Genomic DNA, 11,930 nt, shown 5'->3' with positions numbered 1-11,930 from the left:
GAGTAGGGTGCCGACATGACTCAGTGGGAGTACGTGACCGTTCCGCTCATCGTCCATGCGACCAAGCAGATCCTCGACCAGTGGGGCGAGGACGGCTGGGAGCTGGTCCAGGTGCTGCAGGGCGACGGGGGCAACCTCGTGGCCTACCTCAAGCGACCCAAGGCCGCCTGATGGGACGCATCGACGATCGTCTGGCCGAGCTGTCGATCTCGCTCGCCGAGCCCGCTGCGCCGGCCGGTGCCTACGTCCCGGCCGTCGTCGACGGCGACCACGTCCTGACGTCCGGGCAGCTGCCCCTCGTCGACGGCGCATTGCCCGTGACCGGGCACGTCGGCGCGGAGGTCGACCCGGAGCAGGCCAAGGAGATGGCCCGGCTCTGCGTCGTCAACGCGCTCGCCGCGATCCGGTCCGTGGTCGGCGACCTCGATCGCGTCGAGCAGGTGGTCAAGGTCGTCGGCTTCGTCTCCAGCGCTCCCGACTTCACCGGCCAGCCGGGCGTGATCAACGGCGCCAGCGAGCTCCTCGGCGAGGTCTTCGGCCCTGCCGGTGAGCACGCCCGGTCCGCCGTGGGAGTCGCAGCGCTGCCGCTCGGCGCCCCCGTCGAGGTCGAGGTCATGGTGCGGGTCCGCTCCTGATGGCCGCACGCGACTTCCTGCTCGACACCGGGGCGCAGTCCTCCCTGGGTCTGGGCGGCGAGCCGCCCGAGGTGAGCGAGCCGGCCCCCGCGAAGCTGGCCTCGACGGTCATGCTCGTGCGTGACGACGAGGGTCCGCTCGAGGTCTTCATGCTGCGTCGGGCCGGGTCGATGGCCTTTGCCGCGTCGATGCACGTCTTTCCCGGAGGGGGAGCCGACCGGCGCGACGCCGAGGACGAGCTGCCCTGGGCCGGCCCCGACGTCGGCGAGTGGGCAGAGGCGCTCGCGACCGACGAGGCGAGCGCCCGGATGCTCGTGGCCGCCGCGGTCCGGGAGATCTTCGAGGAGACGGGCGTGCTGCTCGCCTCCCCGGTCGAGGACGAAGGGGGATCCCCGCGCCTTGACCGGGAGGTCGTCGCGGACCTGCGGGCGAAGCTCGTCGCCCACGAGGTCGGTTTCGGCGAGGTCCTCCTCGAGCACCACCTCGTGCTGCGCAGCGACCTGCTGCGCTACCGCGCGCACTGGATCACCCCGGAGGTCGAGCCGCGCCGCTACGACACCCGGTTCTTCGTCGCCGCCGTCCCGCAGGGGCAGGCCCCCGACGGGGACACGAGCGAGGCCGACCTCTCCGAGTGGGTGCGCCCGCAGGCGGTCCTGGATGCCTTCGCCGACGGTGACCTGCTCCTGCTGCCGCCGACGCTCGTCTGCCTGGAGCAGCTGGCCGAGGTGACCACGGTCAGCGCCGCCCTCGCACAGGAGGTCGCCATCGCTCCGGTCATGCCTGAGTTCGTCATGACCGAGGCCGGTCCGACGATGCGGGCGCCGCTGCCGTGAGCCCGGCCGTCGCTCCCGAGCCGTCTGCGCCCTTCGGGTCGTGGTCGGGTGGTCAGGTGACGAGCCACGCCCACTGCCTGCTGCAGGGGAACCCGGGTCCGATGACCCTCGACGGGACCAACACCTGGGTGCTGCTCGCTCCCGGGGGCACCGAGGCGATGGTCATCGACCCCGGCGAGGACGAGGCGGCGCACCAGCAGCGGGTCGTCGACCACGTGAGCGCGCTCGGGGCCCGGGTCTCGCGGATCGTGCTCACCCACGGACACCACGACCACAGCGAGGGCGCGCCACGGCTGGCGCGTCTCACCGGCGCCCCGGTCCAGGCGGTCGGCCGCGGGCACGACGACCTCGCCGACGGTGACGTCCTGCGTGCGGGGGACCTCGAGGTCCGCGTGGTCACCACACCCGGTCACACCGCTGACTCGATCTCCTTCGCCCTGCCCGCCGACCACGCGCTCCTCACGGGGGACACCGTCCTCGGACGGGGGACGACCGTGGTCGCCCATCCCGACGGAGAGCTCGCCGCCTACCTCGACTCGCTGGAGCGCATCCGCACGCTCACCGGTGGGGGAGAGGTGGCCTCGATCCTTCCCGGCCACGGGCCGACCGTGCCGGACGCGAGCGCGATGGTCGACTTCTACAGGGTCCACCGGCGGGAGCGTCTCGACCAGGTGCGTCAGGCGCTCGCCGACGGGGCGAGCGACGCGGACGACGTCGTGGCCCGCGTGTACGCCGATGTCGACCGGTCGGTGTGGCCGGCGGCACGGCTGTCCGTGCTGGCCCAGCTGGCCTACCTGCAGGCGTGAAGGGCGACCGCGCCGCTCACCGGGGCGGACGAGCGGGTGGTGCCTGGCTCAGCGCGCGCGGCGCTGGAGGCGCTCGACGTCGGTGAGCAGTACGGCCCGCGCCTCGAGCCGCAGCCAGCCGCGGCCGGCGAAGTCAGCCAGCGCCTTGTTGACCGTCTCCCGTGAGGCGCCGACGAGCTGCGCCAGCTCCTCCTGGGTGAGGTCGTGGGCGACCATGAGCCCCTCCTCCACCGGACGGCCGAAGCGCTGGCTCAAATCGAGCAGGGCCTTCGCGACACGGCCGGGGACGTCGGTGAAGACGAGGTCGGCCAGGTTCTCGTTGGTGCGGCGCAGCCGCCGGGCGAGCGCGGCGAGCAGGGTGCCGGCGATGCGCGTGTGGTGACCGAGCAGGGTCACCAGCTGCTCGTGACCGAGCCCGATGAGCTGGGTCTCGGCGACGGCCGTGGCCGTGGCGGTGCGCGGTCCCGGGTCGAAGAGGCTGAGCTCTCCGAGCATCTCCGAGGGGCCGAGGATGGCCAGCAGGTTCTCCCGGCCATCAGTCGATGTCCGGCCGAGCTTGATCTTGCCCTCGGTGATCACATAGAGCCGATCGCCCTGGTCTCCCTCGTTGAAGAGGACGTCCCCGCGCTCCATGCGCACGGGGGTCATCGTCGCCATCACCTCTGCGGCGTCGGCGTCGTCAAGAGTCGCGAAGAGCGGGGCGCGGCGTACGACATCGATGTTCACACAGGCAGTGTGCCACGACAGCGATCCTTGCGGGCCTAGGCTGCTCGGGTGTCTGTCGACCGCGTGGAGTCCCCACTTGCCCTGACCCGTCGTGCCCGGCGCACCTACCGCGCCCTGCACGAGCGGTACCCGTACGCGCACTGTGAGCTGGACTTCGCGAACCCCCTGCAGCTGCTCGTCGCCACCGTCCTGTCCGCGCAGACCACCGACGTCACGGTCAACAAGGTCACCCCGGTGCTCTTCGCCCGCTGGCCCGGCGCTGCCGACCTCGCGGCCGCGGACCGCACCGAGATGGAGGAGGTCCTGCGACCGACGGGGTTCTACCGGGCGAAGACCACCTCCGTGCTGACCCTCGGTGCCGCGCTCGTCGAGAACCACGGGGGTGAGGTGCCCGGTCGACTGGCGGACCTGGTCAAGCTTCCCGGCGTCGGCCGCAAGACCGCCAACGTGGTCCTGGGCAATGCCTTCGGTGTCCCCGGGATCACGGTCGACACCCACTTCGGCCGACTGGCGCGGCGCCTGGGGTGGACGGACGAGGAGGACCCGGTCAAGGTCGAGCGCGCGGTGGGGGAGCTCTTCCCTCGCGCGGAGTGGACGATGCTCAGCCACGTGCTGATCTTCCACGGTCGCCGCACCTGTCACGCCCGTCGTCCGGCCTGTGGCGCCTGCCCGGTGACGCGGTGGTGCCCCTCCTACGGTGCGGGCGAGACCGACCCGGACAAGGCGGCACGGCTGTTGAAGTACGAGCTCGCACCCGGGGCGGAGGCGAAGCGGACGTGACGTCCGGCGACGAGAGCCCGCCCGAGTGGTTGCTGCGGACCGAGAGGGCCCTGCGCGCCGCGCCGCCCGAGTGGTTCACGACCTTCCGGCCGCCGCCCGACCCCGCGCGTCGCTCTGCGGTGCTCATGCTCTTCGGCCCCGGAGCCGAGGGGCCGGTCGTCGTCCTCACGGAGCGCTCGGAGACCTTGCGCAGCCACGCGAGCCAGGTCTCCTTCCCCGGCGGCAAGCTCGACCCCGGTGAGACCGCGGTGGACGCTGCCCTGCGCGAGACGTGGGAGGAGGTCGGTGTCGACCCCTCGACCGTGGAGATCGTCGGCTCCTTCCCCGATCTTTGGCTCAGCCCGAGCCAGAACGCCGTCACCCCGGTCATCGGCTGGTGCCGCGACCTGCGCCCGCTTCGCGTCGTGGACCGGGGGGAGGTGGCCCGCGTGGAGCAGATCCCCGTCGCCGACCTCGTCGAGCCGACGCACCGCTTCACGGTCAAGGGCCCGAACGGTTACGTCGGGCCGGGCTTCGAGGCTGCTGACCTCTTCGTGTGGGGTTTCACCGCACAGCTGCTCTCCGTGCTCCTCGACGCCGGCGGGGTGTCGAGGACCTGGGACGAGGCGGTGCGGCGGAGGTTGCCGTGGCGCTTCGTGCGGCAGTACCTCACCTCGCGGGGTGGGCGGAAGCCAGCCAGGTGATGAGCAGCTCGTTCATCGCCTCGGGTGCCTCCTCGGGCACGAAGTGACCGACGCCCGGGACCTCGCTGGTCTGCAACGGGCCGCAGGTGAGCCGGCGGCTCTCGGCTGCGAGCACCGGGAGTGACGTGGGGTCCCGCCGGCCGTGCACGTGCAGGACGGGCACGTCGATCGTCTCGCGGACCCGGTGGAGGTAGCGGATCCCGGACGGGGTGGCGCGGCAGCGGTAGAACCACCGGAGGTACTCCGCGGCAGCCTGGCCGGCGAAGGGGACGGACATGGCTTCGGTGTAGCGCTCGGCCACCTCGGGGGTGAGCCAGGCATCGTCGGGGCCGGACCACTCGCGCAGCCGGCGCGCCACGGTGAGGGGCTGGCGCTCCGGGGCGAAGGGGGCCTGCATCGCCCGCAGGTAGCGGTTGGCTCGCCACTGCAGGGGGTGACGCCACACGGCGCGATGGAAGACCGTGGGGTGAGGAACTCCGACGGGCGCGATGGCCGCCGTGACCTCGGGCTGGTGGCTGGGCATGCTCCAGGCGAACCAGGCCCCGAGTCCCTGACCGACGAAGGCCGCCCGGTGCCCGCCGGTGCTGCGCACGATCGCCGCGAGGTCATCGCAGGCGGTAGCGGCGTCGTACCCGGAGGGCGGCTTGTCGCTCGCACCGAATCCCCGCAGGTCGACAGCGACGGCGCGGTAGCCGGCTGCGGCCACGGCGGGCAGCTGGGCACGCCAGGACCACCAGAACTGCGGGTAGCCGTGGACGAAGACCACGACCGGACCGCTGCCCATGGCCGCGACATGGAACCGGGCACCGTTCGCCGAGACGAAACGGTGCTCCCACGGACCCTCGACGAGGGCTGCAGCGGCGTCGGGAGCGGTCAGCTGCCCGGCTTGATCGCGGTGACGGTCTCCTGGGCGTTGCGGATCGCGCGCTGCGGGACCGCGTTGGCCTTGGCCTTCTTCACCGCCCTGATCCCGAGCAGGCCGAGGAGGGCCGCGATGGCGAAGAGCACCAGCGTGATGATGAGGTAGCCCGCCCACACCGGCAGCCAGACCGCGATGACCTGGGCGAGGGTGTGGAAGAGGAAGATCAGCCCGAGGAGGGCGAGGAAGCCGGCAACGGCGAGGAAGGCGATGCCCTTGCCGCCGAAGGAGATGCCCTTGGTGACCTCGGCCTTGGCCAGCTGGATCTCGCTCTGGACGAGCGCCGAGAGGTCGTGCGTGGCGTCCGCGACGAGCTGGCCGACGGTCCGCTCGGTCTCGCCCGGCGCGGGCTGACCGGTCAGGCGGCTGGTGGCCCGCTCGGTCGGGGTGCGGGTGGCGCTGTCGTTGCTCATGCTGCTCCTGATCGCGACGGTAGCCCGCCGCGAGGGCCGGCCTGTGCAGCCTCAAGCCTACCCACGCGACGCCGACTCCACCGTCAGGCGAGCCACCGGGTCCTGTGATGTTCCCGCGGACGACGGCCCGGGCCCGGGTGGCGCGAGGGGGTGTCGGCCCCCGGTCCCCGGCCGAATCGCCCGGGCCAGAACAGGCGCCGAGTCGGGGGTGAGGGGCCGATTTGGCGCCGTGGCGATTGGTGTTCTAGTGTTTCATCTCGTCAGCCCGAGAGGGAGGAACGGACACCACGAGGCAGCCCTTGCCGGGTTGCACCAAGTAGGCCGGTCCCCAGGCTGACAGCCCCTTGTCCGAGTCATCGGATCCACGGTCGTGACGGCCGGGAAACGACGATTAGGAGCCCGGCAGCCCCGCTGCTACGGTGGGCCACCGCCGCTGAAAGTCCAAGCGCGTTCGGCTGTTCGCACTGCTCATCGAGCAGAGGACGGAGTTGACGCCCAAGCATGGATGCGGCAAAATGGAGAAGTTGCCCCTTGTGCGGTTCGCCTGGTTGGTGGGTTGTGTGGGGTGTGCGTGTGAATCTTGAGAACTCAACAGCGTGTCAATGATCGATGCCAATACCTCGTGTCTTTTGGCTGATTGTGTCTGGTCCTTTTGTGGGCTGGGTGTGGTTGGTTGGAGGGCGCATTATTTCTTTGGTTGATTGAGATTCAAACAGCGATTTTTTAACGCTGGTTGTTCTTGCTCAGCCGGGATTCTTACACCCTTTGTTGGGTTATTGATTGGCTTCTGATGCGTGCACTGCTTCGTGTGGTGTGTGTGTTGGGGGTTTTTATCATCAACGGAGAGTTTGATCCTGGCTCAGGACGAACGCTGGCGGCGTGCTTAACACATGCAAGTCGAACGGTGAAGCTCCAGCTTGCTGGAGTGGATCAGTGGCGAACGGGTGAGTAACACGTGAGCAACCTGCCCCAGACTCCGGAATAAGCACTGGAAACGGTGTCTAATACTGGATACGAGATGGAACCGCCTGGTTACCGTCTGGAAAGTTTTTCGGTTTGGGATGGGCTCGCGGCCTATCAGCTTGTTGGTGAGGTAATGGCTCACCAAGGCGACGACGGGTAGCCGGCCTGAGAGGGCGACCGGCCACACTGGGACTGAGACACGGCCCAGACTCCTACGGGAGGCAGCAGTGGGGAATATTGCACAATGGGCGAAAGCCTGATGCAGCGACGCCGCGTGAGGGATGACGGCCTTCGGGTTGTAAACCTCTTTCAGCAGGGAAGAAGCGAAAGTGACGGTACCTGCAGAAGAAGCACCGGCTAACTACGTGCCAGCAGCCGCGGTAATACGTAGGGTGCGAGCGTTGTCCGGAATTATTGGGCGTAAAGAGCTTGTAGGCGGTTTGTCGCGTCTGCTGTGAAAATCCGGGGCTCAACCCCGGACTTGCAGTGGGTACGGGCAGACTAGAGTATGGTAGGGGAGACTGGAATTCCTGGTGTAGCGGTGAAATGCGCAGATATCAGGAGGAACACCGATGGCGAAGGCAGGTCTCTGGGCCATTACTGACGCTGAGAAGCGAAAGCATGGGGAGCGAACAGGATTAGATACCCTGGTAGTCCATGCCGTAAACGTTGGGCGCTAGGTGTGGGCCTCATTCCACGAGGTCCGTGCCGCAGCTAACGCATTAAGCGCCCCGCCTGGGGAGTACGGCCGCAAGGCTAAAACTCAAAGGAATTGACGGGGGCCCGCACAAGCGGCGGAGCATGCGGATTAATTCGATGCAACGCGAAGAACCTTACCAAGGCTTGACATATACCGGAAACACTCAGAGATGGGTGCCCCTTTTTGGTCGGTATACAGGTGGTGCATGGTTGTCGTCAGCTCGTGTCGTGAGATGTTGGGTTAAGTCCCGCAACGAGCGCAACCCTCGTTCTATGTTGCCAGCACGTAATGGTGGGGACTCATGGAAGACTGCCGGGGTCAACTCGGAGGAAGGTGGGGATGACGTCAAATCATCATGCCCCTTATGTCTTGGGCTTCACGCATGCTACAATGGCCGGTACAATGGGCTGCGAAACCGCAAGGTGGAGCGAATCCCAAAAAACCGGTCTCAGTTCGGATTGGGGTCTGCAACTCGACCCCATGAAGTCGGAGTCGCTAGTAATCGCAGATCAGCAACGCTGCGGTGAATACGTTCCCGGGCCTTGTACACACCGCCCGTCAAGTCACGAAAGTCGGTAACACCCGAAGCCGGTGGCCCAACCCTTGTGGGGGGAGCCGTCGAAGGTGGGACTGGCGATTGGGACTAAGTCGTAACAAGGTAGCCGTACCGGAAGGTGCGGCTGGATCACCTCCTTTCTAAGGAGCTTTAAATATCGGCCGGCTGCTGTGATGGTGGTTGGTCGTGGCCTGGTTTTGTCGGCGAATGTTCGGCAGCTGGGTGCTCTGGGTGGAACATCGATTATTTGACATTCTCGCGTGGTCATCAGCGTGTGAGTACCTGCTCCTTCCTTTGTTGGGGGGTTGTGGTGGAAAGCTGCTGGTGGGTGTGTGGGGGTGTTTGACACGTTGTTGGGTCCTGAGGGTTCAGGCGTTTGCTTGTTCCTGATGGCCAACGAGAGCCGGCCGCGCCGTGATGCGTGGTGGGTGTTGGTTGTGGGCCCTGCCTGGTTGGTGAACCGCTGGTGTCTCCCGTGTTGTGGGGGGTGTTGGTAGGCGCTGGCGTGAGGGTGGGGTGCTGCCCGTATGTTGAGAACTACACAGTGGACGCGAGCATCTTTGTGGCTCAAGTTTTTAAGGGCGCACGGTGGATGCCTTGGCACCAGGAACCGAAGAAGGACGTAGGAATCTGCGATAAGCCTCGGGGAGTCGATAACCAGACTGTGATCCGAGGATTTCCGAATGGGGAAACCCGGCTGGAGGCAAGTCCAGTCACTCCCGGCTGAATATATAGGCCGGGTAGAGGGAACGTGGGGAAGTGAAACATCTCAGTACCCACAGGAAGAGAAAACAATTGTGATTCCGTGAGTAGTGGCGAGCGAAATCGGATGAGGCCAAACCGGTTGTGTGTGATAGCTGTCAGGCGTTGCATGATCGGTGTTGTGGGACCTTTGTCCCGGGACTGACATTCCGGGCTGGAGTAAAAAATCTGCGTCATAGTCGAAGAGTCTTGAATGGCTCGGCACAGAGGGTGCGACCCCCGTAGACGAAATGGCATGGACTTCAGACGAGTGTTCCCAAGTAGCACGGGGCTCGAGAAATCCCGTGTGAATCTGGCGGGACCACCCGCTAAGCCTAAATATTCCCTGGTGACCGATAGCGGACAAGTACCGTGAGGGAAAGGTGAAAAGTACCCCGGGAGGGGAGTGAAATAGATCCTGAAACCGTGTGCCTACAATCCGTCGGAGCCTCCTTGTGGGGTGACGGCGTGCCTTTTGAAGAATGAGCCTGCGAGTTAGTGCTCAGTGGCAAGGTTAACCCGTGTGGGGAAGCCGTAGCGAAAGCGAGTCCGAATAGGGCGAATGAGTCGCTGGGTCTAGACCCGAAGCGGAGTGATCTACCCATGGCCAGGTTGAAGCGACGGTAAGACGTCGTGGAGGACCGAACCCACTTAGGTTGAAAACTGAGGGGATGAGCTGTGGGTAGGGGTGAAAGGCCAATCAAACTCCGTGATAGCTGGTTCTCCCCGAAATGCATTTAGGTGCAGCGTCACGTGTTTCTTACCGGAGGTAGAGCTACTGGATAGCTGATGGGCCTCACCAGGTTACTGACGTTAACCAAACTCCGAATGCCGGTAAGTGAGAGCGTGGCAGTGAGACTGCGGGGGATAAGCTCCGTGGTCGAGAGGGAAACAGCCCAGATCACCAGCTAAGGTCCCTAAGCGTGTGCTAAGTGGAAAAGGATGTGGAGTTGCCGTGACAACCAGGAGGTTGGCTTAGAAGCAGCCACCCTTTAAAGAGTGCGTAATAGCTCACTGGTCAAGTGATTCCGCGCCGACAATGTAGCGGGGCTCAAGCACACCACCGAAGCTGTGGCATTAGCATTATTGCTCGGCATCATCCTTTCGGGGGTGGTGTCCAGGCGTGTTGATGGGTAGGGGAGCGTCGTGTGGCGAGCGAAGCGGCGGAGTGATCCAGCCGTGGATGCCACACGAGTGAGAATGCAGGCATGAGTAGCGAAAGACGGGCGAGAAACCCGTCCGCCGAATAACCAAGGGTTCCAGGGTCAAGCTAATCTGCCCTGGGTAAGTCGGGACCTAAGGCGAGGCCGACAGGCGTAGTCGATGGACATCCGGTTGATATTCCGGAACCGGCGAAGAACCGCCCATGATGAATCTAGTGATGCTAAACGCCTGAAACTCACCGCAGAGGTCTTCGGATCTCACTGGTGAGCGGAACGCGTGACCCGATCTGGTAGTAGTCAAGCGATGGGGAGACACAGGAAGGTAGCCTCCGCGTGGCGATGGTTGTCCACGTCCAAGGGTGTAGGGAGTCAGGTAGGTAAATCCGCCTGGCATCAATCCTGAGACCTGATGGTGACCGCTTTTGCGGGAAGTAGGGTGATCCTATGCTGTCGAGAAAATCCTCTAGCGAGGTTCTAGCCGCCCGTACCCCAAACCGACTCAGGTGGTTAAGTAGAGAATACTAAGGCGATCGAGTGAATCGTGGTTAAGGAATTCGGCAAAATGCCCCCGTAACTTCGGGAGAAGGGGGGCCTGGACCTTGAAGCTCTTCACGAGCTAGGGGAAAGGGCCGCAGAGACCAGGGAGAAGCGACTGTTTACTAAAAACACAGGTCCGTGCGAAGTCGCAAGACGATGTATACGGACTGACGCCTGCCCGGTGCTGGAAGGTTAAGAGGACCGGTTAGTTCCCCTTGTGGGAGCGAAGCTGAGAATTTAAGCCCCAGTAAACGGCGGTGGTAACTATAACCATCCTAAGGTAGCGAAATTCCTTGTCGGGTAAGTTCCGACCTGCACGAATGGCGTAACGACTTCTCCACTGTCTCAACCACGAACTCGGCGAAATTGCATTACGAGTAAAGATGCTCGTTACGCGCAGCAGGACGGAAAGACCCCGGGACCTTCACTATAGCTTGGTATTGGTGATCGGGACGGCTTGTGTAGGATAGGTGGGAGACTATGAAGCATGCACGCTAGTGTGTGTGGAGTCATCGTTGAAATACCACTCTGGTCGTTCTGGTTATCTAACCTCGGTCCGTGATCCGGATCAGGGACATTGCCTGGTGGGTAGTTTAACTGGGGCGGTTGCCTCCTAAAATGTAACGGAGGCGCTCAAAGGTTCCCTCAGCCTGGTTGGCAATCAGGTGGCGAGTGCAAGTGCACAAGGGAGCTTGACTGCGAGACAGACATGTCAAGCAGGGACGAAAGTCGGAACTAGTGACCCGACGGTGGCTTGTGGAAGCGCCGTCGCTCAACGGATAAAAGGTACCCCGGGGATAACAGGCTGATCTTCCCCAAGAGTCCATATCGACGGGATGGTTTGGCACCTCGATGTCGGCTCGTCGCATCCTGGGGGTGGAGTATCTCCCAAGGGTTGGGCTGTTCGCCCATTAAAGCGGCACGCGAGCTGGGTTTAGAACGTCGTGAGACAGTTCGGTCCCTATCCGCTGTGCGCGTAGGAAACTTGAGAGAGGCTGACCCTAGTACGAGAGGACCGGGTTGGACGAACCTCTGGTGTGTGAGTTGTCCTGCCAAGGGCACCGCTCATTGGCTACGTTCGGGAGTGATAACCGCTGAAAGCATCTAAGCGGGAAGCATGTCTCAAGATGAGGTTTCCATGAACTACGGTTCGAGAGGCTCCCAGTAGACTACTGGGTTGATAGGCCAGACGTGGAAGTGCAGCAATGCATGGAGCTGACTGGTACTAATAAGCCGATGACTTGATACACACACAACACTTGTTGCGTAAAAAAGTAATGTTCGCGTCCACTGTGCAGTTCCCGAGATACGGTCACACCTCCCACACAGGGTGGTTCCACGTATTTCCATAGAGTTACGGCTGTCACAGCGAAAGGGAAACGCCCGGTCCCATTCCGAACCCGGAAGCTAAGCCTTTCAGCGCCGATGGTACTGCACTGGAGACGGTGTGGGAGAGTAGGACGCAGCCGGACAAA

Annotated in this window: 9 protein-coding genes and 3 rRNA genes; 9 read left to right on the top strand and 3 right to left on the bottom strand. The window is 64.2% G+C overall.

Translation table 11 applies throughout. The features are described 5' to 3' along the window. The first annotated feature begins 15 nt into the window (after positions 1-15). Genes ACR9E9_RS00060 through ACR9E9_RS00045 form a run of 4 tightly spaced genes read left to right on the top strand, consistent with a single transcriptional unit; the run spans position 16 to position 2,274 of the window. Positions 16-171, top strand: coding sequence for a DUF4177 domain-containing protein (locus ACR9E9_RS00060; protein WP_007926759.1), 156 nt, complete (start codon positions 16-18; stop codon positions 169-171). Further along, the gene (locus tag ACR9E9_RS00055) at positions 171-635 is read left to right on the top strand and encodes a RidA family protein (RefSeq protein WP_435200438.1); all 465 of its coding nucleotides are present in this window, start codon (positions 171-173) and stop codon (positions 633-635) included. The genes ACR9E9_RS00060 and ACR9E9_RS00055 overlap by 1 nt, the downstream gene beginning before the upstream one ends. Next, positions 635-1,468, top strand: a complete 834-nt coding sequence (locus ACR9E9_RS00050; protein WP_435200436.1) for an NUDIX hydrolase — start codon at positions 635-637, stop codon at positions 1,466-1,468. Before ACR9E9_RS00055 ends, ACR9E9_RS00050 begins: the two co-directional genes overlap by 1 nt. A 56-nt stretch (positions 1,469-1,524) precedes the next feature. Further along, positions 1,525-2,274, top strand: coding sequence for an MBL fold metallo-hydrolase (locus ACR9E9_RS00045; RefSeq protein ID WP_435200434.1), 750 nt, complete (start codon positions 1,525-1,527; stop codon positions 2,272-2,274). Between the two features lie 48 nt (positions 2,275-2,322). On the opposite strand, the gene ACR9E9_RS00040 is transcribed toward ACR9E9_RS00045, so the two are convergent. Continuing rightward, positions 2,323-3,000 (bottom strand): Crp/Fnr family transcriptional regulator, encoded by a 678-nt coding sequence (locus ACR9E9_RS00040; protein ID WP_435200432.1) that lies wholly within the window; start codon positions 2,998-3,000, stop codon positions 2,323-2,325. 48 nt (positions 3,001-3,048) lie between these two features. Here ACR9E9_RS00040 and nth point away from each other — a divergent pair, with 48 nt between their 5' ends. Together nth and ACR9E9_RS00030 are read left to right on the top strand one after the other, a co-directional pair. Further along, complete coding sequence (gene nth / locus ACR9E9_RS00035) at positions 3,049-3,780, top strand: endonuclease III (RefSeq protein WP_435200430.1); 732 nt, start codon at positions 3,049-3,051, stop codon at positions 3,778-3,780. Further along, positions 3,777-4,463 carry an NUDIX hydrolase gene (locus tag ACR9E9_RS00030; protein ID WP_435200428.1) on the top strand — a complete coding sequence of 229 codons (687 nt, stop codon included), beginning with the start codon at positions 3,777-3,779 and terminating at the stop codon, positions 4,461-4,463. The genes nth and ACR9E9_RS00030 overlap by 4 nt, the downstream gene beginning before the upstream one ends. On the opposite strand, the gene ACR9E9_RS00025 is transcribed toward ACR9E9_RS00030, so the two are convergent. After that, positions 4,429-5,247: an alpha/beta fold hydrolase gene (locus ACR9E9_RS00025; protein ID WP_435200426.1), complete on the bottom strand. Its 819-nt coding sequence runs from the start codon at positions 5,245-5,247 to the stop codon at positions 4,429-4,431. The two genes, ACR9E9_RS00030 and ACR9E9_RS00025, sit on opposite strands and share 35 nt — an antisense overlap. 89 nt (positions 5,248-5,336) lie before the next feature. Next, positions 5,337-5,795, bottom strand: coding sequence for a phage holin family protein (locus ACR9E9_RS00020; protein ID WP_435200424.1), 459 nt, complete (start codon positions 5,793-5,795; stop codon positions 5,337-5,339). Between the two features lie 836 nt (positions 5,796-6,631). Between ACR9E9_RS00020 and ACR9E9_RS00015 the strand changes: the two genes are divergently transcribed. The 3 genes from ACR9E9_RS00015 (at position 6,632) to rrf (ending at position 11,927) form a co-directional block, all read left to right on the top strand. Further along, positions 6,632-8,154, top strand: a 16S ribosomal RNA gene (locus ACR9E9_RS00015). 425 nt (positions 8,155-8,579) lie between these two features. Continuing rightward, positions 8,580-11,704, top strand: a 23S ribosomal RNA gene (locus ACR9E9_RS00010). 106 nt (positions 11,705-11,810) lie between these two features. Continuing rightward, a 5S ribosomal RNA gene (gene rrf, locus ACR9E9_RS00005) occupies positions 11,811-11,927 on the top strand. The 16S, 23S and 5S rRNA genes sit together here, the layout of an rRNA operon. Positions 11,928-11,930: the final 3 nt, after the last annotated feature.

Source organism: Janibacter sp. GS2 (assembly GCF_051200835.1).
GTDB lineage: Bacteria > Actinomycetota > Actinomycetes > Actinomycetales > Dermatophilaceae > Janibacter.
This window is presented reverse-complemented; position numbering and strand designations above follow the sequence as displayed.

Excerpts from the sequence above, each read along its gene's own strand:
- ACR9E9_RS00060 (WP_007926759.1), top strand. The coding sequence starts at position 16 with ATGACTCAGTGGGAGTACGTGACCGTTCCGCTCATCGTCCATGCGACC.
- ACR9E9_RS00055 (WP_435200438.1), top strand. The coding sequence starts at position 171 with ATGGGACGCATCGACGATCGTCTGGCCGAGCTGTCGATCTCGCTCGCC.
- ACR9E9_RS00050 (WP_435200436.1), top strand. The coding sequence starts at position 635 with ATGGCCGCACGCGACTTCCTGCTCGACACCGGGGCGCAGTCCTCCCTG.
- ACR9E9_RS00025 (WP_435200426.1), bottom strand. The coding sequence starts at position 5,247 with ATGGGCAGCGGTCCGGTCGTGGTCTTCGTCCACGGCTACCCGCAGTTC.
- ACR9E9_RS00020 (WP_435200424.1), bottom strand. The coding sequence starts at position 5,795 with ATGAGCAACGACAGCGCCACCCGCACCCCGACCGAGCGGGCCACCAGC.